The 23261-nt window shown below is 56.0% G+C and carries 21 protein-coding genes; 16 read left to right on the top strand and 5 right to left on the bottom strand.

The genetic code is table 11. The features are described 5' to 3' along the window. The first annotated feature begins 92 nt into the window (after nucleotides 1-92). Entirely contained in the window at nucleotides 93-1079 is a 987-nt protein-coding gene (locus IT893_RS02795) for a CoA ester lyase (RefSeq protein ID WP_197146753.1), read from the top strand. A gap of 63 nt (nucleotides 1080-1142) precedes the next feature. Here the strand turns inward: IT893_RS02795 and IT893_RS02790 are convergent, their stop codons facing one another. Further along, the gene (locus IT893_RS02790; protein ID WP_197146752.1) at nucleotides 1143-1982 is read right to left on the bottom strand and encodes an NAD(P)H-dependent oxidoreductase; all 840 of its coding nucleotides are present in this window, start codon (nucleotides 1980-1982) and stop codon (nucleotides 1143-1145) included. A 97-nt stretch (nucleotides 1983-2079) separates the two neighbouring features. Between IT893_RS02790 and IT893_RS02785 the strand changes: the two genes are divergently transcribed. Then, nucleotides 2080-2994 carry a LysR family transcriptional regulator gene (locus IT893_RS02785; protein WP_197146751.1) on the top strand — a complete coding sequence of 305 codons (915 nt, stop codon included), beginning with the start codon at nucleotides 2080-2082 and terminating at the stop codon, nucleotides 2992-2994. Between the two features lie 100 nt (nucleotides 2995-3094). On the opposite strand, the gene IT893_RS02780 is transcribed toward IT893_RS02785, so the two are convergent. Further along, nucleotides 3095-4117, bottom strand: a complete 1023-nt coding sequence (locus tag IT893_RS02780) for a zinc-binding alcohol dehydrogenase family protein (RefSeq protein ID WP_197146750.1) — start codon at nucleotides 4115-4117, stop codon at nucleotides 3095-3097. 179 nt (nucleotides 4118-4296) lie between these two features. On the opposite strand from IT893_RS02780, the gene IT893_RS02775 reads away from it, so the two are divergent. Then, on the top strand, nucleotides 4297-4665 hold the full coding sequence (locus IT893_RS02775) for a helix-turn-helix domain-containing protein (RefSeq protein ID WP_063087007.1): 369 nt from the start codon (nucleotides 4297-4299) through the stop codon (nucleotides 4663-4665). On the opposite strand, the gene IT893_RS02770 is transcribed toward IT893_RS02775, so the two are convergent. Further along, nucleotides 4666-5160 (bottom strand): N-acetyltransferase, encoded by a 495-nt coding sequence (locus IT893_RS02770; protein ID WP_197146749.1) that lies wholly within the window; start codon nucleotides 5158-5160, stop codon nucleotides 4666-4668. 162 nt (nucleotides 5161-5322) lie between these two features. Here IT893_RS02770 and IT893_RS02765 point away from each other — a divergent pair, with 162 nt between their 5' ends. The 7 genes from IT893_RS02765 to IT893_RS02735 all read left to right on the top strand — a co-directional run bounded on the left by IT893_RS02765 (nucleotide 5323) and on the right by IT893_RS02735 (nucleotide 14885). Continuing rightward, nucleotides 5323-6279, top strand: coding sequence for an acetyl-CoA carboxylase carboxyltransferase subunit alpha (locus tag IT893_RS02765; protein WP_008890050.1), 957 nt, complete (start codon nucleotides 5323-5325; stop codon nucleotides 6277-6279). Between the two features lie 126 nt (nucleotides 6280-6405). Next, nucleotides 6406-7242: an ion transporter gene (locus tag IT893_RS02760; protein WP_197146748.1), complete on the top strand. Its 837-nt coding sequence runs from the start codon at nucleotides 6406-6408 to the stop codon at nucleotides 7240-7242. Nucleotides 7243-7355: 113 nt separating this feature from the next. Beyond that, nucleotides 7356-8135, top strand: coding sequence for an MBL fold metallo-hydrolase (locus tag IT893_RS02755; protein WP_040823107.1), 780 nt, complete (start codon nucleotides 7356-7358; stop codon nucleotides 8133-8135). Between the two features lie 107 nt (nucleotides 8136-8242). Continuing rightward, nucleotides 8243-11434 carry an ABC transporter transmembrane domain-containing protein gene (locus IT893_RS02750; protein WP_197146747.1) on the top strand — a complete coding sequence of 1064 codons (3192 nt, stop codon included), beginning with the start codon at nucleotides 8243-8245 and terminating at the stop codon, nucleotides 11432-11434. An 80-nt stretch (nucleotides 11435-11514) separates the two neighbouring features. Continuing rightward, complete coding sequence (locus IT893_RS02745) at nucleotides 11515-11760, top strand: hypothetical protein (protein ID WP_197146746.1); 246 nt, start codon at nucleotides 11515-11517, stop codon at nucleotides 11758-11760. A 180-nt stretch (nucleotides 11761-11940) separates the two neighbouring features. Further along, entirely contained in the window at nucleotides 11941-13428 is a 1488-nt protein-coding gene (locus tag IT893_RS02740) for an NAD-dependent succinate-semialdehyde dehydrogenase (protein WP_197146745.1), read from the top strand. 56 nt (nucleotides 13429-13484) lie between these two features. After that, nucleotides 13485-14885, top strand: a complete 1401-nt coding sequence (locus tag IT893_RS02735; protein ID WP_197146744.1) for an aspartate aminotransferase family protein — start codon at nucleotides 13485-13487, stop codon at nucleotides 14883-14885. Between the two features lie 163 nt (nucleotides 14886-15048). On the opposite strand, the gene IT893_RS02730 is transcribed toward IT893_RS02735, so the two are convergent. Next, nucleotides 15049-15474: a hypothetical protein gene (locus IT893_RS02730; protein WP_197146743.1), complete on the bottom strand. Its 426-nt coding sequence runs from the start codon at nucleotides 15472-15474 to the stop codon at nucleotides 15049-15051. A gap of 187 nt (nucleotides 15475-15661) precedes the next feature. Beyond that, the gene (gene dctP / locus IT893_RS02725; RefSeq protein WP_008890042.1) at nucleotides 15662-16681 is read right to left on the bottom strand and encodes a TRAP transporter substrate-binding protein DctP; all 1020 of its coding nucleotides are present in this window, start codon (nucleotides 16679-16681) and stop codon (nucleotides 15662-15664) included. Nucleotides 16682-16908: 227 nt separating this feature from the next. Between dctP and IT893_RS02720 the strand changes: the two genes are divergently transcribed. The 6 genes from IT893_RS02720 (at nucleotide 16909) to eutC (ending at nucleotide 23236) form a co-directional block, all read left to right on the top strand. Further along, nucleotides 16909-18306, top strand: a complete 1398-nt coding sequence (locus tag IT893_RS02720; protein WP_008890041.1) for a PLP-dependent aminotransferase family protein — start codon at nucleotides 16909-16911, stop codon at nucleotides 18304-18306. Between the two features lie 154 nt (nucleotides 18307-18460). Further along, on the top strand, nucleotides 18461-19045 hold the full coding sequence (locus IT893_RS02715) for a TRAP transporter small permease (RefSeq protein WP_064789014.1): 585 nt from the start codon (nucleotides 18461-18463) through the stop codon (nucleotides 19043-19045). Nucleotides 19046-19059: 14 nt separating this feature from the next. Further along, nucleotides 19060-20343, top strand: a complete 1284-nt coding sequence (locus tag IT893_RS02710) for a TRAP transporter large permease (RefSeq protein ID WP_063086990.1) — start codon at nucleotides 19060-19062, stop codon at nucleotides 20341-20343. A gap of 104 nt (nucleotides 20344-20447) precedes the next feature. Continuing rightward, nucleotides 20448-21251: an Asp/Glu racemase gene (locus IT893_RS02705; protein ID WP_197146742.1), complete on the top strand. Its 804-nt coding sequence runs from the start codon at nucleotides 20448-20450 to the stop codon at nucleotides 21249-21251. Continuing rightward, nucleotides 21248-22237: a hydroxyectoine utilization dehydratase EutB gene (gene eutB, locus IT893_RS02700; RefSeq protein WP_197146741.1), complete on the top strand. Its 990-nt coding sequence runs from the start codon at nucleotides 21248-21250 to the stop codon at nucleotides 22235-22237. Before IT893_RS02705 ends, eutB begins: the two co-directional genes overlap by 4 nt. A gap of 6 nt (nucleotides 22238-22243) precedes the next feature. Beyond that, on the top strand, nucleotides 22244-23236 hold the full coding sequence (gene eutC, locus IT893_RS02695) for an ectoine utilization protein EutC (RefSeq protein WP_197146740.1): 993 nt from the start codon (nucleotides 22244-22246) through the stop codon (nucleotides 23234-23236). The last annotated feature ends 25 nt before the right edge of the window (nucleotides 23237-23261 follow it).

The raw sequence follows: 23261 nt of genomic DNA, 5'->3' as shown, positions 1-23261 counted from the left end.
ACAATACGCCACATGCTTCGCGCGATGATCGATTGATGATCCATCGCCTGCGACGCACTGATTGAAATGACAGGTTCTGGAGAAACGTTACCATGAGCTTCACCACACCGACCCCGGCCCCGGCACGTCTGAACCGGTCCGAACTTGCCGTTCCCGGCAGCCGGATCGAACTGTTTGAAAAGGCCGCAAAATCCAAGGCCGATGCCATTTTCCTTGATCTGGAAGACGCCGTTGCGCCCAGTGACAAGGAACAGGCGCGCAAAAACATCATCGAGGCCATCAACGATATCGACTGGTGCGACAAGGTCCTGTCGGTGCGCATCAACGGTCTTGATACCCATTACATGTACCGCGACGTTGTCGATGTTCTCGAACAGGCCGGTGACCGGCTTGACCTGATCATGATCCCCAAGGTCGGAACTGCGGCCGACGTTTACGCCCTTGATATGATGGCAACCCAGATCGAAACGGCCAAGGGCCGCAAGAAACGCATCGGGTTTGAGCTGATCATTGAAACCGCCCTTGGCATGCAAAACATCCATGAAATTGCCGCAGGCTCCCCGCGCAATGAAAGCCTGCATTTCGGGGTGGCCGATTACGCTGCCTCGACCAAGGCGATGACAACCGGCATTGGCGGCCCGAACCCGCATTATGGCGTTCTGACCGACAAGGATGGCGATAATCCGCGCGATTACCACTGGGGCGACATGTGGCACTATGCCATTGCCCGCCTGGTGGTTGCGGCGCGCGCCAATGGTCTGCGCCCTATTGATGGTCCGTTTGGGGATTTCTCTGACCCGGACGGCTATCGCGCGCAAGCCGCCCGCGCCATGGTTCTGGGTTGTGAGGGCAAATGGGCGATCCACCCAAGCCAGATCACGCTGGCCAACGAGGTTTATTCGCCTTCTGAAGAAGAAGTCACCAAGGCCAAGCGCATCCTCGAAGCGATGGAAAAGGCCCAGTCCGAAGGGGCCGGTGCCGTCGCCCTTGATGGTCGCCTGATTGATATCGCATCCATCAAACAGGCCGAAGTCATGGTCCGTCAGGCCGAAGCCATCGCCGCACGCGATGCGGGCTAAGCATCCCGCACAAAGACGAAATTCAAAGGGCCGGCGGTATCATCCCCGGCCCTTTCTCATGTCTCAGCACGCGATGGGTCGGACATGCCGAACCTTTCCGCGCAGGATTTCTTGAGGATCACCATCGCGCACCAGATGCATCCTGATGCCGTCCGATCCACCACCAAGCGCGGGCTTCAGACGCTGATTGCCATCATAATGCCCGCCATTCTGCGCGCGATACGGGATCGGGTCATCGGTAAACAAACCGGCGAGGCGTTCCTTGAACGCGGTCTTCACTTCTGTCCACCCGTCCTCATCCATGCGATCGGTGCTGTAAACCGGGAATGGCGGCATAACGTCCATACCGGGATAGAAAAGCGCGCCGTGCTGGATCGGCCACAACACATCATCGATGCTGCCATTAACACCACGGTCACTGTAATGCGGCAAATGTCCGCCAATCGGCACAATCAGCATCGCGCGGCGTCCGGCAAGCGTGCCCTCGCCATATCGATCGCCCCAGTGCGTCTCATTATGTTCGCCCACACCATAGGCAAAGCCATAGGCAAAAACCCGATCAAACCAGCCTTTCAGGATGGCGGGCATGCCAAACCACCACAGTGGAAAGCTGAACAACACCGCGTCCGCCCATAAAAGCTTGTCCTGTTCGGCGGCGATATCTGCCGTCTGAAAGCCGGACGCATAGGCATTCTTGGATTCTGCTACATAGATCAGCCGATCAGGATCGCGACGTTCGGTGAAATCGTGCGCATCAGCCAGCGGCTTCCATCCCATGGCATAAAGATCAGAAACCTGCACGGCGTGGCCGTCAGCACGCAGCGTTTCAACCGCGACATCCTTTAATGCACTGGTCAGGGATGCGGGCTCGGGATGGGCATGGACAATCAAGACATTCGACATTGGGCCGTCCTTTCCAAAGGGGATCACGTTCGATGCGTGATCATGGCCTGATGTTCTGCTATCTTTGAAATTCAATAATTTTTTATCTGGTATAAATATGACAGATATCAGCAAGCTTGACCTCAACCTGCTGGTCACACTCGACACGCTGCTGGCCGAACGCAATGTCACGCATGCGGCAAGGCGCCTGAACCTTAGCCAGCCGGCGATTTCAACCCGGCTGGCCCGCCTGCGCGATTTGCTGGGCGATCCATTATTACTGCCCGCACAGCGCGGCATGATCCCGACCGAACGCGCACTTGAACTGCAAGAACCGCTGCATCAGGCACTGGAAGGTGTTCGCCGGGTCGTTGCGGAAAACAGTCCGTTTGATCCATCAACAATCACCGCCACCATCGCCATTGCCGCCAGTGACTATGTGCAATACGCGATCCTGATGCCGCTTCTTGACGTTTTGCGGCGTGATGCGCCGGGGATCAAGGTCGCCTGGCGCACGATCAATACATCCATGCTTGATAGCCAGATGGCGCGCGGTGATGTCAGCCTTGCGCTTTCAACGCCTGAAACAGCGCCAGAAACGCTTCGGATGCGCAAAATCTATCGCGAGGAATATGTCGCAATCGCCAGATGCGATCATCCGGCAATCAGCAAGTCACTTGATCTCGACAGCTTTTGCGCGCTTGACCATGTCGTGGTGTCCCCCGAAGGCGGCGGCTTTAAGGGGCCAGCGGATGATGCCCTTGCGGCACTTGGACGAAAACGCAATGTGGCCCTGTCTGCACCGGGCTTTCTTGTTGTCCCCGAAATCGTCGCACGCAGCGATATGATCGCCCTTGTGCCCAGGCGGGTTGCCCACGGCCGCACCGGTCAGATCCAGATATTTGATCCCCCGATGCCCGTTACCGGTTTTGACATGGCGTTGATCTGGCATGATCGCACCACCACCCATCCCCTGTATCGCTGGCTCCGCGATCAGATCACAGCATTGATCGCAGATGCTTCCGCCGACTAGGACCTGAACCCACCAGATCACGAAAATAAAAAAGGCCGACCCGCGACATTCACGCGGATCGGCCCGAAATTAAGATGCCTGTTGTTTTATGGCACTGCGATCAGTCGGCAATGCCGTCAAAGATGATCTTGCCAATGGCCTTGCCACTTTCCAGCAACGCATGCGCTTTCTGAAGGCTTTCCGGTGACAGTGCGCCAAAGCTTTCATTCGCCGTATTGGTGATGGTTCCGTCATCAACCAACTGGGCGACCGTCGCCAGAAGCTTGTGCTGTTCAATCATGTCGGCCGTCTGGAACATCGAGCGGGTAAACATGAACTCGTAGGAGAAGCTCGCCGACTTGGCTTTCAGAAGGTCCACATTGTGATTTTCCTGGGCCTCGGTGATCGTCACGATCCGGCCCTGCGGTGCGATGACAGTCGCCATCACATCAAAATACTGATCGGTTTCCGACGTGCAGAAGATGTAATCAACATTGGCAACATCAATCGCGGCCAGTTCTTCATCCAGCGGATTACGATGGTTGATCACCTGATCCGCGCCAAGCTTTTTGACCCACGCGATGGTTTCCGGGCGTGATGCGGTCGTGATCACTTTCAGACCGGCAAGCTTGGCCAACTGAATGGCAATCGATCCAACACCACCAGCCCCGCCAATGATCAGGATCGTTTTGTTTGCATTGGCATCAACCGCCTTGCGATCAATCATAAGGCGGTCAAACATCGCCTCCCAGGCGGTAATCGTCGTCAATGGCAGGGCTGCTGCGGCGGCGAAATCAAGTGACTTCGGCTTGGGCGCGACAATGCGTTCATCAACAAGTTGCAGCTGGGCATTGGACCCCGAACGGGTCACATCCCCGGCATACCAGACTTCATCGCCCGGACGGAAAAGGGTGACGTCTTCGCCAACAGCCTCGACCACACCGGCCGCGTCCCAACCAAGCACCTTGAAGGCACCGTCATCCTGCTTGCCCTTGCGGACTTTGAAATCGACCGGGTTCACTGCAACGCCCTTTACCCGCACAAGGATATCGTGACCCTCGGCAACCGGGGCATCGGTTTCGATCTGGGTGAACAGGCCGTCGGTTTCGACCGGAGCAGATTTATAAATACCAATGGCTTTCATCTTTGGCATTTCCTTCCATCAAAGGTTTGATTTGTGAATGGCCAAGTTTTAACGCATAATCCTCTTTGAAATAAGTACGCACAATTTCAGCATATAGTATCAATTTGTATACTATTGCGGATTTCCGGGCATTACAGGCACATCACCTGAACCGGTCCTTGCTGATTTGGAGGTTAAAGATGAATAGCTGCCCACCCAACAGAAGCCCCGGCTGCCCGGTTGAAGGTGCGCTTGATATGATTGGTGGCAAGTGGAAGGGCGTTGTGATGTTCCATCTGCTTGATGGCACGAAACGCTTTAACGAGCTGCGCCGTCTGATGCCCGGCGTCACCCAGCGCATGCTGACCCGCCAGCTCCGCGAACTTGAAACCGACGGGCTTGTACATCGTGAAGTTTACGCCGAAGTCCCGCCGCGCGTTGAATACAGCCTGACCCAAAAGGGTGAAACGCTGCGCGGCATTATTCTGGCCCTCAAGGACTGGGGCGAAACCCACGTTCCATATTATGCGATGTCAAAACGCCCGATGCCCGAAAGTGAACCCGCCTGATCAGATTTGCCGCAGATCGCGCGCCATTTTCCAGAATGTCGTTCTGTCATATCCGTCATGGACACCTTCGCCGACAATCGCAAACCCGCGTGATGTGAAGAACGCGATATTGTCTTCAAGTTCGATCCGAACACTAAGCCGCATATGCTGCTTGCCGCGATCACGCGCAAACGCGCAGGCCGCCTCGACCAATGCCTTGCCGATACCAGATCCCTTGACCGCCGGGTCAACCGAAAGCTTGTAAAGATAGGCGTCCTTGCCGACATCCTCGATCCAGATTTGGCCGATGATGCTGCCATTGCCATCCCGGGCGACGAACAGTGTGTCGCGGGCAAAACGCCATTGCAGTTCGGAAACCGAAACCGATTTGGCCGAACTTGGCGGATCGACAATATCGTCCTGAAAGGCAAAGGCTGCCAAAAGAATTTCAACAAGCCGCTCGAACGAAACCTCGTCCGGGGCATTGATGTGTGTGATCTCGATACTGGACGTCATGGGGTTCCACGTGCAAACTATCAGACGTAATGAATGTATGAACACTACGCCATAATTATTACGTAAACGGAAAATGTGGACTGTTCATAGCTCCGCCCTTGACGTGGCGGGTCGATATACTATGTTCCGCCCCATTGTTTCCCAGTCGGATATGATGCCCTGATGCATAACTTCCTCGATTTTGAAAAGCCGATCGCCGAACTTGAAGGCAAGATCGAAGAGCTCCGTCATTTGACGGGCAGTGACGAAGTCAACATCGCAGACGAGGTTTCCCGCCTGCAGGAAAAGCTGACCAAGCTTTTGCAAGGCACCTATGGCAAGCTGACCCCCTGGCAGAAAACCCAGGTGGCGCGCCATCCTGATCGTCCGCATTTCACCGACTATATCGCCAACCTGTTTGACGATTTCACCCCGCTTTCCGGTGACCGCCAGTTTGGCGAAGACGCCGCAATCATCGGTGGTTTCGGCCGTTTGCAGGGCCGCACGGTGATGGTGATCGGCCATGAAAAAGGCCGCGATACCGAAACCCGTGTGAAACACAATTTCGGTTCTGCCCGTCCCGAAGGCTATCGCAAGGCGATCCGCCTGATGCGTATGGCTGAGCGTTTCAACATCCCGGTTGTTACCCTTGTTGATACTGCCGGTGCCTTCCCGGGTGCCGATGCCGAGGCGCGCGGCCAGTCCGAAGCCATCGCGCGTTCGATCGAAGCCTGCCTTGATATCAAGGTGCCGCTGGTGTCCGTGATCATTGGCGAAGGTGGATCGGGTGGTGCGATTGCGCTTGCAGTTGCCAACAATGTTCTGATGCTTGAAAACTCGATCTATTCGGTGATTTCACCAGAAGGTTGCGCATCCATTCTGTGGCGTTCTGGCGACGAAGCCAAAACCGCTGCCGAGGCGCTCCGTCTTACCGCACAGGATCTGCTGCAGCTTGGCGTGATTGACGAAATCGTGCCAGAGCCGCTTGGTGGCGCACAGCGCGATGCCAAGGAAGCCTGCAAACGGGTTGGTAAAGCGATCATCAAGGCACTTGAAAGCATGGATGACGTCGAAGGTGGTGTGCTGAAGGCGCGCCGTCGTGACAAGTTCCTTGAAATGGGCCGCAAGGGCCTGAACTGATTTTCCATTCAGGGCGCAGACCATCGTGATTGATGCTGCGCCCTGTTGTCATTTTCCGGCGCAGTCTGTCCGTCGGTTATATCCGGCAAAATGAAGCGCCCTTTTCCGGCCTGGTCGGGAGGCACCATGAATTTTCTTCGCCGGATTGTTGAATCCAATCGCTTTCAAAATTTCATCACCGCCGTCATTGCGATTAACGCCATCATCCTCGGGCTTGAAACCTCCCCGACCGTGATGAATGCGGCGGGGTCGGTGCTGCATGTGCTCGATCAGGTGGCAGTCGCGATTTTTGTCATCGAACTGGTGATGAAACTTGCGCTCTATCGGCTGGCCTTCTTCAAGCGCGCCTGGAATGTCTTTGATTTCACGATTGTTGCCATCACCCTGATGCCAGCAGGCCAAGGCGTCTCGGTCCTGCGCGCACTGCGTATCCTGCGTGCCTTCCGCCTGATTTCGACCGTGCCCTCCATGCGCAAGGTGGTCGAAGCCCTGATGCGCGCCATTCCCGGCATGATTTCCGTCCTCACACTTCTGTCGCTGGTGTTTTATGTCTCGGCCGTGATGGCGACCAAGCTGTTTGGCGAAGGCTTCCCTGACTGGTTTGGCACGATTGGCGAATCACTTTATTCGCTGTTCCAGATCATGACGCTGGAAAGCTGGTCGATGGGCATTGTCCGTCCGGTGATGGAGTCTTACCCGCTGGCGTGGCTTTTCTTCGTGCCGTTCATTCTGGTAACGACATTTGCCGTCCTGAACCTGTTTATCGCGATTGTGGTTGATGCAATGTCGACACATGTCGATGTTGAAGAAACCCAGACCCGTGATGTGATCGAACTCGATCATCAGGAAATCATGACCGAACTGCGCGCTCTGCGTAGTGAAATGAGCAAACTTGCCAACGCCCGGAACGAACATTCACAAGACGCCCCATCCGATCAAAACAAGACATCGACACCCTCCTGAACCGTCGGTCAGGCCAGGCTTACCGGGAAAATTGAGCGGTTACTCATAAAAAGGGGGTGGTTAAACGCCCCGAACCTCGTCTAATCTTTCGACAAATATCGGGAGATCGGGGAATGAAGCTAACGTTTGCGGGGACAGGATCGGCCTTTTGTATGGCCGCTGACAATTTCCAGAGCAACATGGTTCTGGAAACGACCCCGTCGGGCAATGACCAACCACAGCGCCTGCTGATTGACTGCGGTTCAGACGCGCGCCATTCGCTGCGCAACATTGGTCATATGCCAAACGACATTCATGGTGTCTATGTCAGCCATCTGCATTCGGACCATATCGGTGGGCTAGAATGGATGGCGCTTGCCAATTATTTCGTCTTCGAGGGACACCGGGCGGAACTGTTTGCGGTCGACGAACTGCTGGAACCGCTGTGGGAACACTCATTGCGCGGCGGCCTTGAAATCAGCGACCACGGCAACAGCAAACTGTCGTCCTATTTCGATGTGGTCCCGCTTTCCACCAAGAACGGATTTGACTGGCATGGCATGCATTTCGATGTCATCCCGGTTGCCCATGTCGTGACACCGGAAAGCACGATGTATTCCTATGCCCTGTTCGGTCACGGCCAGAACAAGTCCTTCTTCCTGACAACAGATGCGATTTTCAATCCCGAAGACCACATGCCGTTCTACAAAAAGGCCGACATCATCTTTCAGGATTGCGAACTCGGCCCCCGTCATTCCGGGGTCCATGCCCATTACGACCAACTTGTGACCCTGCCTGCCGAGATCAAGGCGAAGATGTGGCTCTATCACTATCAGGCTTATGATAAACCCGACGCGGTGGCGGACGGTTTCTGCGGGTTCATTGAACCGGAACAAAGTTTTGATCTTGGTTGATCAGACAACCGGCGCATAACCTGCACATTAGGGTCCTGACCCTGCCCAAATATAAAAACGAGCAAACGGAACAAAAATGTTCCACAACCACAAAACGGGACGTGCGAATGCCCAAATCGGTTTTTGCCTATATATGGCGTCATAGCCGCCTCCAGCAGATCATGCTGACATTGGTCACGCTGGCTTCTTTCCCGTTTCTTTATTACTCGCTTGATCTGCCCAAACAGATCGTCAACGAGGCCATCGGTGGTGCCGGTGCGCCCTATGACATCCTTGGCGTCGATCTGACCCAGATCGAGTATCTGTTCGCCCTCTCGGGCATTTTTCTGGCCCTCGTCTTCGTCAATGGCGGCTTCAAATACTTCATCAACGTCTATCAGGGCGTGATGGCAGAACGCATGCTGCGCCGCATGCGCTACGAGCTTTTTGACCGTGTTCTGCGTTTTCCACTGCCGCATTTCCGCAAGACCAGCCAGGGCGAAATCGTTTCCATGATCACCGCCGAAGCCGAACCGTTGGGCGGCTTCTTTGGCGAGGCCTATGCCCTGCCGCTGTATCAGGGCGGCATTCTGATCACGATTTCGGCCTTCATCTTTATTCAGGACCCTTTGATGGGGCTGGCAGCGATAGCGTTTTATCCGTTGCAGGGCTATCTGATCCCGAAACTGCAACGCCGCGTGAACCTGCTTGGCAAACAGCGCGTTCAGAACGTGCGCCGCATGTCCGAACATATCGGCGAGACGGTTGGTGGGGCGACCGATATTCGTGCCAACGAAACCCAAGGGTTCGAACTAACCCACTTCACCCAGCGTCTGGGCCGGATTTTCGAGATCCGCAAGGAAATCTATTTCCGCAAATTCTTCATCAAATTCCTGAATAACTTCATCGCCCAGATCACCCCGTTCTTCTTCTATTCCATCGGTGGCTATCTGGTGATTACCGGTGATCTGAGCTTCGGCGCGTTGGTCGCGGCCCTTGCCGCCTACAAGGACATGTCGGCACCGTGGAAAGAACTTCTCGCCTATTATCAGCGCCTTGCTGACGCCAACATCAAATACGAACAGCTGCACGAACAGTTCGAGCTGCCTGATCTTGCACCGGAACACGAACTGATTGCACCGGTTTCGCCAAAACTGGCCGGCCCGCTGGATGTCAGTGCCCTGTCATGGACGGACGAGGACGGCACCCGTGTTGTCGAAAATGTTTCGTTTAACATGGGATTGCCGGGCAAGGCCCTTTTGACCGGCGCATCAGACAGTGGCAAATCGCAACTTGCCCGTCTGATTGCCCACATCATGACCCCGACGGGCGGGCGCATTCAGTTTGCCGATTTTGATGCCACCACGCTTCCGGCTGCGGTGGTCGGGCAACGTCTGGCCTATGTCGGGGCGGATGCGTATCTGTTTAATGGCAGTATTTCCGATAACCTGTTCTATGGCCTGAAACACCGCCCCGTCCTTCTGGAACAGGATAACGACAATCCCGCACCTGATAGTGATGCGGACGCCAAAGCCTATCCCGATCCCAAATTTGTCGATGTCGTCGAACTTGCCGATCCCGCCGATCTGCCCTGGAAGCTGACGCGCGAAATGTATGACGAGATCAAGATGTCGGGCAACATCCCCTATGATCCGTCTGCCGAGTGGATCGATTATGTCGGACCGGGATTTGAATCGCGCGAAGACATGCAAAAGGAACTGATGCGCCTGCTTGAGGTGGTCGGCCTTGATCGTGATATTTATCGCATTGGCCTGTTGCGCCGCATCAGCCCCGAAGAACGCCCGAACCTTGTTCAATCGGTGCTCGATGTCCGTCCGCGTCTTAAGGAAATTCTGGCCGAACGTCAGCTGTCCGACCTTGTCGAACCTTATGATTTCGACAAATACAACGACAACGCGCCAGTCGGTGTGAACATCCTGTTCGGGACGCCATCACGCACCGAATTCAAGCGGATGGACTTCCTTTCCCATCCCTATATCCAGAAAAGCCTGCGTGAAAGCGGCCTGTATGAAAAGATGATCAAGATGGGGCGTGAAACGCTTGATCTGATGATCGAACTGTTTACCGGCCTGCCCCCGGGGCATGAATTCTTTGACCGATACAGCTTTGTCTCGGCCGATGAAATGCCCGAGGTCAAGAACATCCTGAAACGCACCGACGGTGTGCGTGTTGATGACATGCGCAAAGAGGACCAGTTGCGTCTTCTCGACGTTGCCATGCAACTGACCCCGGCCCGCCACCGCCTGCGCGTGATTGATGATGATTTCCGCGAACTTGTTCTTCAGGCCCGGCCCAAGTTCCGCGAAAACATGCCCGACGATCTGGCAGGCTATATCGACTTCTTCGAGGCGGATGGCTACGCATCAGCAGCCCCGATCCTTGATAACTTGCTGTTTGGTCGCTTTGCCTATGGCCGTGCAAATTCCGAGGAACGCGTCGGCGAGGTCCTGTTTGAAATCGCCCACGAAGGCGGCCTCTACGAAGGGTTGGTGTCCCTTGGCCTTGAAAGCCAGGTCGGCGTTGGCGGCAGCCGCATGTCCCAGACATTGCGTCAGAAAATCGCCCTTGTCCGTGCGCTGATCAAGAACCCGGATCTTCTGGTCGTCGACGAAGGTCTTTCGGCGCTGGATCGCGAAACCCGCGAAAGCATCATCAACTACCTGACAGGCGAAAGTGACCATACCAGTCTGGTTTGGGTCGATGATGATGACCATGCCGGTGAAAAGTTCGATACCTTGCTCTATATGTCGAACGGAAAACTGGTCAAACGCAAAAGCGTTGCCGATGACAGTGAAACAACAACCGAAGAAACCGAAGACGAGGCCGCAGCGGCACTGGCCGCAGGCGACATCGATCAGGAAGTCCGGTTGCTGCGCACCATCCCGCTGTTCGCCGGGCTTGATCCCAGTGTCGTCAAGCTGCTGGCCTTTACCAGCCCGCGCCTGACCTTCAAACATGGCGAGGTTCTCGTCAAACAGGGCGACCCGGGTGATGCCGCCTTTATCGTCATTTCCGGGCGCGGTGAAATCTGGCTGACCACTGATGAACACCAGACGCTCAAACTGCGTGACGTTCATGCCAAGGAAGTCATTGGCGAAATCGCCCTGCTTGTCGATGCACCGCGTTCGGCAACCATCCGTGCGGTCGAAGACATGACGGTTCTGAAACTCGACAAGACCGAATTCCTTGGTCTTGTCCGACAGGACCAGGCTGTTTCCAATCAGTTGATCCGGGTTCTTGCCCAGCGGCTTGATCAAACCACCAAACAGCTGACCAACCGCAACAACGACAAGAACTGACAAAACGAACGGACGGAGCTTCCCGGTAAGGGGCAGGCTCCGTCCATCCTTCTTTTGCCTGACCTTATGAACTGCGCCTTATGAACAAAATCGCCTCCATACTTCTTGCCGTATTGCTTGGCGTCCTAATGCTGGGCGGCTTTATCGCCCTTGTTGGCGGCAGTGTTATCGGCGCACTGGCCTTTGTCATTGGCATTCCGGTCGCCTTCCCGATGACAACAAGCGTCGTGATCTTGTTTTTTGCCGCCATCATCATCCGAACCCTTATTGAAAAGCGCCGCCAGAAACGCGAAATGCGCAAATATCTCGATCGCTCAGAAGACTGATTTTCTGCGCGTTTTGGCGCTCAGCAGAAAAAACATTCGCTTTTTGCCACTCCGCGCCAAAAAAAACGCATCAAATGGCGCCGAGTTCGGTCACCTCCTCTGATAGCCTGTTGATACCTTCCTGTCAGTTCAATGACATGCTTCGCGCAAACCGCGCCAAGCTTAAGGAAGGAGGCCACCATGACGGCACAATCAAAGGAACAGCGTTGCGTTTCGCTCAGCCAGCTTTCCGATCTGCGTTTGCTGCGCGAACATGCCTATATTGATGGTCGCTGGTGCTCGGCTGACAACCTTCAGGTGATCGAAGTCACCAACCCGTTCGATGGCAGCTTCATCGGCACCGTTCCAAACATGGGTGTTCACGAAACCCGCAAGGCCATCGCGGCTGCCCGCGAAGCGTTCCCGGCATGGGCGGCCCTTCTGCCCCAGGAACGCAGTGCCGCTTTGCGTCGCTGGCATGATCTTCTGATTGAAAACAAGGAAGACCTGGCCCTTCTGATGACCCTTGAACAGGGCAAGCCGATCAACGAAGCACGTGGCGAGATTGATTACGCCGCCAGCTTCATCGAATTTTACGCCGAAGAAGCCAAACGGGTGAATGTCGAAAACATCACATCCCACCTGCCGGGTCGCAACATGACCATCAAGCGTGAGCCGATTGGCGTCACCGCTGCGGTCACACCATGGAACTTCCCGTGTGCGATGATCACGCGTAAGGCCGCCGCCGCCCTGGCGGCCGGTTGCACCATGATCGTACGCCCGGCCACCGAAACGCCGTTTTCGGCAACTGCACTGGCCGAACTGGCCGAACGTGCGGGCATCCCGGCCGGTGTGTTTAACATCGTCACCGGCGATCCGAACCCGGTTGTGGGCGAGCTGTGCGGCCATCACGATGTCCGCGCGCTGTCCTTTACCGGCTCGACCGAGGTTGGCCGCCTTCTGCTGTCGCAAGGTGCCCAGACGATCAAGAAAATGTCGATGGAACTCGGCGGTCATGCGCCGTTCATCGTCTTTGACGATGTCGATCTGGACGAGGCCGTCGCCCACGCGGTGAACGCCAAATTCGCCACCAGCGGTCAGGACTGCCTGGCAGCCAACCGTATCTTTGTTCAGCGCGACATCTATGACGACTTCCTTGATAAATACGCCAAGGCCATCGCCGATCTGCGGGTTGGCAACGGCATCGAGGAATATGTCGAAATCGGTCCGCTGATGCATGACCGTGCGGTGGCCAAATGCGAAGAACATGTTGCCGATGCGCGCGCCAAGGGTGCCCGTGTTGTCACCGGCGGCAAGAAAATGGGCGGGCTGTTCTTTGCCCCGACCCTGCTTGCCGATGTCACCGATGACATGAAGATCTTTTCCGAAGAAACATTCGGCCCGGTTGCCCCGGTCATGCCTTTCGATACCGAGGACGAAGTCGTCGCCAAGGCCAATGACAGCGAATATGGCCTTGCCGCCTATCTGCTGACCAAGGACAACGACCGTGCCGCACGCGTCTCAAACGCCCTTGAATACGGCATGGTCGCGCTGAACTGCGTGAAAATCACCGGTGCACCGATCCCGTTTGGCGGCGTCAAGCAATCCGGTCTCGGCCGCGAAGGATCGCGCCATGGCCTCGAAGAATTTACCGAACTGAAATACGTCTGCGCTGCTTACAAAGCCTAGGTTTTGACCTTGGTGCGCGCAAAAGACATCAACCGCATTCACATGGGAGAATTCAAATGAATGTCATCAAAAACACCACTGCTGATCTGCAGGAAATGGATCGGGCGCATTTCATGCACCCCTCGACCCACATGCGTCAGCACGCAGCGGGTGAAACCCCCAACCGCATCATCAATGGCGGCAAGGGCATCTATATCCACGACACCGAAGGCCGTGAAAGCCTCGATGCGTTCGCCGGACTGTATTGTGTAAACGTCGGTTATGGCCGCACCGAAATTGCCGATGCGATCTATGCGCAGGCAAAGGAACTGGCCTATTACCACACCTATGTCGGACACGGGAACGAGCCGGTCATCCGTCTGTCGGATCGCATCATCAAAAGCGCGCCCGAAGGCATGCAGCGCGTCTATTACGGCATGTCCGGATCGGATGCGAACGAAACCAACATCAAGCTGATCTGGTACTACAACAACATCCGCGGCCTGCCGCAGAAAAAGAAAATCATCTCGCGTTGGCGTGGCTATCACGGCTCGGGCATCATGACCGGCAGCCTGACCGGCTTAGCTGCCTTCCACAACGCATTTGATCTGCCGCGTGCGCCCATTCTGCACACCACCTGCCCGCACCATTACTGGAACGCAGAGGCCGGCGAAACCGAAGCAGAATTTGCCAAACGTTGTGCCGATGATCTGGAAAAAATGATCCTGCGCGAAGGTCCGGAAACCGTTGCTGCCTTCATCGGCGAGCCGGTCATGGGCACGGGTGGCATCATCACCCCGCCGGAAGGCTACTGGGAAGCCATCCAGGCTGTTCTGAACAAGTATGATGTTCTGCTGGTTGCCGACGAAGTTGTGACTGCCTTTGGCCGTACCGGGTCCTATTTCGGATCGCTTCACTATGGCATCAAGCCGGACCTGATCACGATTGCCAAGGGCGTCTCATCTGGTTACCTGCCGCTATCGGGTGTGATCATTGGCGAACGCGTCTGGAAAGTTCTTGAACAGGGTTCCGATCAGATGGGCCCGATCGGCCATGGCTGGACCTATTCCGCCCATCCGGTTTGTGCGGCGGCTGCCAACGCCAACCTTGATATTGTCGATGGTGAAAACCTGACGGGCAATTCGGCGGACACGGGCGGTTACTTCCAGAAACGCCTGCATGAAACCTTTGACAACCATCCGCTGGTTGGCGAAGCCCGCGGCGTTGGCCTGATGGCTGCCCTTGAGTTTGTCGCAGACAAAACCAAGAAGGAACGCTTCGATCCGAATGCGAAAATCGGTCCGCGCGTATCCGCCGCCTGCCTGGAACGTGGCATGATCGCACGTGCCATGCCGCACGGCGATATCCTTGGCTTTGCCCCGCCGCTTTGCATCACCAAGGCCGAAGTCGACAAAGTCATCGACATTGCCAAACAGGCTGTTGATGCGGTTGCAGACGAAGTTGCTGCTGGCAAATAAGCCAGATCGATATCACTGCGACATCAGAAATACCCGCCGCGTCAAACCTTCTTCCCGACGCGGCGGTGCACAGGGGCCGGGCCCATGACCGGCCCCTGTTTTATTTCCACGCGACGGTGATCTCAATGCCACGATCTCACTGCCACCGGGCGCAAACCCTTGGTTACTGGCAGGTCGTCGCAAACTTCCCGGCATTATCTTTCTTGGACGTCACCGTGCAAGCAGCAGTGACGCTGCCCGATGCATTTCTGATTTGAAGTTGGATCTCGGCGTTGCCGCCATCTGCCGACGGCCACCAGATCGAACCGGCACCGTCAGAACCAAACAGGTTCAAATAAGGTGCCGCACCCGCATTGGTCACACCGGCAACAACCGTGGCATTTCCGGAATTACTCAGCGCATCCTTGACCGTCACCTTGGCTGAGTCCGGGGATGTTTCGGCCCATTCGCTCGACGAGATCGGCACACCATTGGGATTGTAAACTTCCGCCTTTGGCGACGACACAAGCGTACCAAGTGCCATCACGGCAAACATGATTGCCGGGAAGATCGCGTCACGGACAGTTTGAAGCAGGTTGAGCATATTCACAGCCAGTTCCTTTCACGTCAGTTTCATCACCACAGTCCGCTTATCGGAAAGGGCACGTATGAGACGCAGAAACACTGATGTTGTGAGCATCACCGGGATCACCGACCGGCTGTTCAAGACAAACAAAAACCCCCGCAAGCAGTGCCTGCGGGGGTTTGCGATATCTTATGAAATCGGGAAGTCCCGATTACATGTCGGTACCAAACTCTTCACGAAGCGAGTTCAGCACTTCTTCGGTGTCACCACCGACTTCCTCAACAAGGCTTGCGCCAACGCCTTTGGAAGCTTCCTTGAAGACCGAACGCTGTTCGTCATTCAGACGGATCACTTCGATTTCCGGCTTGGCTTCCTTGATGCGTGCAAGGGCTTCGTCATTGGCCTTTTTCTGGGCTTCATAGATGAAGTCATCCAGTTCTGCCTTTACTTCCGCCAGCATCTCTTTGCGTTCATCCGACAGGCCGTCATAGAAGGCCGCGTTTGAAACCACGGTGGTGGTGTATTGCTGCTGACCGGCATAGATCAGATGGTCGGTCACTTCGTAGAATTTGGCACTTTCAACGAAGAAGATCGGGTTGACCTGTGCATCAATCACGCTGGTCTGAAGACCGGAATAAACTTCACCCCACGGCAGCGCGACCGGATCAGCACCGAAAGATTCATAGGTTTCGATCAGGATCGGCGAGGTCATGACACGGAATTTCACACCATCGAAATCAGCCGGTTTTTCGACCGGTTTCTTGGTGGTCCAGACCATTTCGCCTTCCGGGTACATGGTATAAAGCTTCAGCCCCTTGGACTCGAAATCCTTGGACAGACCTTCGTAAATGGTCGGGCTCGAAGACAGAACCTTTTTGTTCACCTCGTTATCCTGCGACAGCAGGTAGGGAACACCAAAGACCTGAATTTCCGGAACGAAGGTCCCCAGGTGACCCGGCGATGCGTTCGAGAACTGAACAGCACCGGCTGCGGTCAGTTCGGTAATGTCGTTCTCGGTGCCAAGCTGGCCATAGGTGTAAATGGTGACATTTACGTCGCCATCGGTCTTTTCTTCGACCAGGCGTTTGAATTCCTGAGCGTAAAGGTCCTGAACATCACCCGGGCTTTCTTCGTGGGCGAATTTCCATTCCTCGGCGTGGGCAGCGGTCCCTGCGACGGCAAACAGTGCAGCCGCCGATAGGGTCGCTTTAAGGAGTTTGTTCAGACTCATATCGAAGTCTCCCGTGTTATCGCGCTCAACGATCGGCGCCAACGCTTGTGAAGGCACTCGGATCGGAACGCTTAATTTCAACATCACTGTGATGAACGCCCAAAGTTTTGAAATGTTCCTGCATCAGGTCAATGTTAGTTTTGTCTCATGACAAATTAGTCCGAACACCTACACAGAACCCGCCTGTCATGTTAGGGTCGCGAAAACATCAGGGTGGAAAAACAATCATGTGGTTACCTGACATCGACCTCAGCGGCGAAACAGGCCCGAAATACAAGGCACTGGTCGAAGCAATCATTACCGATATTGAATCAGGCAGATTGCGCCACGATGTCCGCATGCCAACACACCGTGAACTGGCCTATCGCCTGAAAGTCAGCGTTCAGACCGTCAGTGCCGCCTACAAGGAAGTCGAACGCCAAGGCTATCTAAGGTCCGAACGGCGTCGCGGCACCTTCGTGCAGGCCCGTCTGACCGACCGGGCGTCGTCCTTTATCCTCGATAGTCGCCAACCCGATCTGGTTGATCTTTCAATCGTGCGCGCGGCCTATACCGATTTTCACAATGACCTGTCGCGCCAGATGCACGCCAAACTGGCCGAAGAACCCCACCACGGCTGGATGGAAAGTTGCCGGCCGGTTGCCGGATTTGATTATCACCGCGACATCGGGCGCAACTGGCTTTCCGGCATGGGGGTCGATGTTGAAATCCCCAACCTTCTGATTACCAATGGCGCGGCACAAGGCGTCTTTACCGCCCTTTCCACCGTCATTCAGCCCGATGACGTCGTCCTGACCGAAAGCCTGACCGATCACGGCGTGATCGGCTCGGCCAGCATCCTGCGCTTCAAGCTGGGCGCGCTGCCGACCGATGATGAAGGCATCCTGCCCGATGCGTTTGAGCAAGAATGCCGCACGCGCCAAATCCGGGCCCTTGTCGTCACCCCGATCTTTACCAATCCGACCAACTGCCTGATGGGGTTGGAACGGCGCAAACGCATCGCCGAAATTGCCGAACATTACGGCGTCTACGTCATCGAGGACGATGTCTATCGCCCGCTGCTTGAGGAAAACCTGCCACCAATCACAAGCTTCCTGCCCAAGCTCGGCTTTCATGTCTCAAGCCTGACCAAGGCGGTCATGCCGGGCCTTCGAACCGGCTTTCTGGCTGTTCCGGCGCATTTGTCGATTCGTGCCAGCAGCGTTTTACGCGTCACCGGATGGATGGGGACTCCATTGATGGCAGAGATCGGCGCACGCTGGATTGCCGATGGCACCGTCGATCAGGCGGTCACGGTCCAGCGCGCCCTGATGCGCGAACGCCAGGCACTGGTGGCCGATATTCTCGGCGATGCGGTTGTGCGCCATCACCCGACATCGCTGTCGGCCTGGGTGCGCATTCCCGAACATTGGCAGGAAGAATGGTTTGCCTCTGAACTGCGCAAAAACGGCGTAGCTGTCACGATTTCCGACCCGTTCATGACCGTCAAGGTCCCCCGGCCAAACGCCATGCGGATCTGTCTTGGCGGTGCCCCGGATACGCCAACGGTCCAGCATGCCCTGATCCAAATTCGCCATACCATGGATCAAATGCCCGGCGTTCACGCCTTCGACGTGATGTATTGATTTTGTGTCATGACAAAAATCTGATTGAACCATCACAAAGCGTTTTTATTCTGACTGAACCGGCGTGAAGCGAACGACAATCCGTGTGGGAGGGAACCAACATCCACACACAGCGTTCCACAAAAATGTCTCGCACACGCATCAAGGAGGTTCTATGTCAGGTGCAAACGGGGAGGCCCCCGCTCCGAGTGGCGGGGCGTTGGGGATTTTAAGAAAACTCGACCACGGCTTGTCCGTCGTCGAACGACAGCTCCTCGGATGGAGCATCATCATCATGGCGGTGAACACCGTCGCCAATGTGATCATGCGCCTGGGGTTCAGTTCGAGCATCTTCTTTTCCGAAGAGCTCAATCAGTTTCTGATCATTCTTGTGACCTTTGTCGGCATCAGCGAGGCCGCCCGCATGGGGCGCCATATCCGCATGTCGGCCTTTACCGATATGCTGGGCCCGCGCGCCAGCAAGGTCATGATGATCTTCATTACGCTTGGCACGGCCTCTTTGCTGTTCCTTCTGGCTTGGTATTCGGTCGATTATGTTTCGTCGCTGATCACATCGAACCGGCTGACCCCGGCCTTGCGCATCCCCTATTACCTGACCGTTCTGATCGTGCCGTTTGGCCTGTGCGTAACCGGCATCCAGTTTGTTCTGGCAGCGTTGACCAACATCCTCAAACCGGGGACGCACCTGTCCTATCAGGTCGAGGATACGTTTGACGACGCCGACGAGCATCATCTGTAAGGGGGAATGGAAAAATGGATTTAGGAACAACAATCCTTCTGGTGATGCTGGGACTTCTGGTGCTGGGCTTCCCGATGATGGTGCCGCTGGCAACCGCCAGTGTGGTTGCCTTCATGTTTTACATGCCCATTCCCGAACGCATCCTCATTCAGCAGATGGTCACGGGCATCTCGCCGGTCGCCCTGATCGCGGTGCCGATGTTTATCTTTGCCGCCGATATCGTGACAAAGGGGCATACGGCCAACCGGCTGATTGACCTTGCCATGACCTTTGTTGGCCATGTGCGCGGCGGCCTTGCCGTCACTACCGCCCTTGGTTGCACCATGTTTGGCGCGGTATCGGGCTCGACACAGGCCACCGTGGTTGCCATGGGCGGTCCGCTGCGTCCCAAGATGCTCAAGGCCGGCTACGAAGACAAATTCGCCATGGCGCTGATCATCAATGCCAGTGACATCGCGTTTCTGATCCCGCCATCGATTGGCATGATCGTGTTTGGTGTGGTTGGCAAAGTCTCGATCGGCGAACTGTTCCTGGCTGGTATCGGCCCGGGCATTCTCATTCTGATCATGTTCTCGCTGTACTGCATGTACTACGCCAAAAAGAACGACATCCCGACCATCCCGCGCATGACCTGGGCTGAACGCGGCAAGGCCGTAATCAATGCCGGTCCGGCCATCATGTTCCCGGTTCTGATCGTCGGTGGCATTTATCTGGGCTGGGTCAGCCCGACCGAGGTTGCGGCTGTTGCGGTCGTCTATGCCATCATCCTTGAAGTGCTGATCTTCAAGTCGGTCAAATGGTCCGAGTTGCTGGCGATTGCCCGTTCAACCGGTCTGATCACGGCGGTCGTGTTCATTCTGGTCGGTGCAGGCACGACATTCTCGTTCGTGATTTCCTTTGCCCAGATCCCGCAACACGTGATTGGCGCATTGGGGCTTGAAGGGGCGAACTCCTATGTCATTCTGGCCGCGATCTGCATTGCCTTCTTTATCGGCTGCATGTTCGTTGACCCGATTGTTGTCATTCTGGTTCTGACCCCGATCTTCATGCCGCTTGTCAACGCGGCGGGGCTGGACCCGGTGCTTGTCGGTACGTTGGTGACGCTTCAGGTTGCCATTGGCTCTGCCACGCCACCGTTCGGGTGTGACATCTTTACAGCCATCGCAATCTTCAGGCGACCCTATGCCGAGGTGATCAGTGGAACACCGCCCTTCATCATCATGCTGCTGCTTGCGGCCGTGATCCTGATCTTTGTTCCGCAGATCGCCCTGTTCCTGCCAGAGCTTGCCTTCCGCTGATCAAGTTCTGGCCCGTAAATTCCGGCTGCGACCGGAAGCATATTTGAAAATTTGAAACTGGGTCGTCCTGATTAAATCGGGACGACCCGCTTCTGGAGTTCAGGATGATTTCCGTATCCCGTGCGGTTACGCCAGAGCCGGCAGACGTGCCCTATTCCCCTGATCCGGTCGGACCGGCAGGGCGGATTGGCCTGATCACGCTGGCAACAGACTTTAATAGCGAGGATGACCTGCGCGCCATCCTGCCAGGCGACGTGCGCCTGTTCACCACGCGCATCGAAAACGCCAACCCGGTCACGGTCGCAAACCTGCAATCGATGGCGGCTGACCTGCCACGCGCGGCCAAAACGCTGTTGCCGGGATATGGCGTTGATGTTGCCATTTTCGGCTGCACGTCTGGCACCGCCGTGACCGGGTCGGACAAAATCGCCGAACTGATCAATCAAGGCATGCCCGGCACCAAGGTCACCAATCCGCTTTTGGCCAGTGAATTGGCCCTGCGTGCGGTCGGTGCACAAAAAATTGCCATCCTGACCCCGTATCTTGCCGATGTAACCCAGTCGGTTGCCGACGGTTTTCAAGAACGTGGGTTTGATGTTACCCGTGTGATGGGCTTTGGTCTTGATAACGACTTTGACATGACCGCCCTGCCGCCCAAGGCACTGCTGGAAGGTGCCCTTAAGGTCGACACGCCTGATGCCGATGCGGTGTTTATTTCCTGCACCGCGATCCGGTCGGCTGAAATCATTGCTGAGGCCGAACACCGTCTCAAAAAGCCGGTCATCACCAGCAATCAGGCCCTGATCTGGCATGCCTTGAACCTGATTGGGTACAAAAATCCGATCACAGGGTTCGGAACCCTGTTTGATCATGCCCCGCAACCAACGAACCAAGTCGAGGTCCCATGAAAGACCCCATCACATTTGCTGATGTTCTTTCTGCCCGCAAAACCATTGCGGGTCATGTGATCCACACACCCTTGCGCCCGTCCGCCGCCCTGTCTGATCGCATCGGAAGCCCCGTCTGGCTGAAATGCGAACAACAACAATATACCGGCAGCTTCAAGCTGCGCGGTGCCGCCAACGCGGTGCTGCGCCTGCGTGACGAAGAAAAGGCCAAGGGTGTCGTTGGCGTATCAACAGGCAACTATGGTCGTGCACTGGCCTTTGCCGCGCGCAATGCCGGGGTGCGGTCGATCATTTGCATGTCCGAATTGGTGCCGCAAAACAAGGTCGATGGCATCCGGGCACTCGGTGCCGAAGTCCGCATTACCGGCCAGTCACAGGACGAAGCCCAACACGAAGTCGACCGGCTGGTCGAACAGGATGGCATGATCATGCTGCCGCCCTTTGACCATGCCGATGTCATTGCCGGCCAAGGCACCCTTGGCCTTGAAATCGTCGAAGCCCTTCCCGACGTGGATACCTTGCTGGTTCCCCTGTCGGGCGGCGGGTTGCTGGCCGGTGTGGCCCTGGTCGCCAAATCGGTCAATCCGATGATCCGGGTTGTTGGCATTACTATGGAACGTGGCTGTGCCATGATCACAAGCCTTCAGGAAGGCAAACCGACGTCGGTCAAGGAATTGCCGACACTGGCCGACAGCCTCGGCGGTGGCATTGGTGAAAACAACCAGTACACGTTCGATATGTGCGGCGATCTGACCGACGATTTCGTTCTGGTCAACGAAGCCCAGATCGCCGATGGCATCCGTGCGGCCTACCATGATGACCAACAAGTTGTCGAAGGGGCCGGTGCCGTGGGCATTGCCGCCCTGCGTGCCGGTCTGGTCGACAATCCCGGCCGCACCGTGGTGCTGACGACGGGGTGCAATATCGACATGGACCTGCACAAACGCATTGTTGGCGGCGAAGACGTCGACCTGATGGCGGAGTAACAAACCATGCCGACAATCAGAATTCTGACCGAAACCGACCTGCGCAAGGTCATTGATCTCGATATGGATGCCATCAACTGTGTCGAAGGTGCGTTCAAGGCGCTTGCCACGAAAGACGTCCGCATGCCGCCGATCCTGCGTCTGGATATCGATGAGTTTAATGGCGAGGTCGATGTCAAAACCGCCTATGTGCCGGGCATCGACAGCTTCGCCATCAAAATCAGCCCGGGCTTCTTTGACAATCCCAAACTCGGCCTGCCATCGGTCAACGGATTGATGAACCTGTTTTCATCCAAAACCGGCCTGCTGGAGGCCGTCTTGCTTGATAACGGCTATCTGACCGATGTGCGCACCGCGGCCGCTGGTGGCGTGGCGGCCAAACATCTGGCCCGCGAAGACGCCAAACATGCCGCCATCTTTGGTGCCGGCGTGCAGGCCCACTTGCAGCTTAAGGCACTGACACTCGTGCGCGATATCACCTCGGCGACGATCTGGGCACGCGACATCACCAAGGCCGAGGCGTGCGCGAAAAAGGCATCGCTTGAACTGGGCATTCCGGTTACCGCGACGACCGATGGCAAGGACGCCGCAAGCACGGCGGACATCATCGTCACAACGACCCCTGCACGCGAACCGGTTCTGATGGCCGATTGGGTCAAACCCGGAACGCATGTGACCGCGATGGGGTCCGATGCCGAACACAAAAACGAAATTGATCCTGCCCTGATCGGGCAGGCCGACCTTTATGTCAGCGACAGTCAGGCACAGACACGCATTCTTGGCGAACTGCATCACGCCATTGATGCCGGTGTGGTGTCCTCTGACGCGACATTCCCCGAACTCGGCCAAATCATTGCCCAATCCTTGACCGGCAGGACAAGTGCGGGTCAGACTACGGTCTGTGATTTGACCGGAACCGGTGTGCAAGACACCGCAATCGCCACCCTCGCCCGCAGCCGCTGCGAAGCAGCATCTGCCGGAACCGAGGTCATCTCGTAACAACAAAAGGAAAATGGGTCAGGTA

The sequence above is a fragment of the Thalassospira sp. A40-3 genome (assembly GCF_015871485.1).
Lineage (GTDB): Bacteria > Pseudomonadota > Alphaproteobacteria > Rhodospirillales > Thalassospiraceae > Thalassospira > Thalassospira tepidiphila.
Note: the sequence above shows the minus strand (reverse complement) of the source record. Positions and strands in the feature narration are given on the sequence as shown.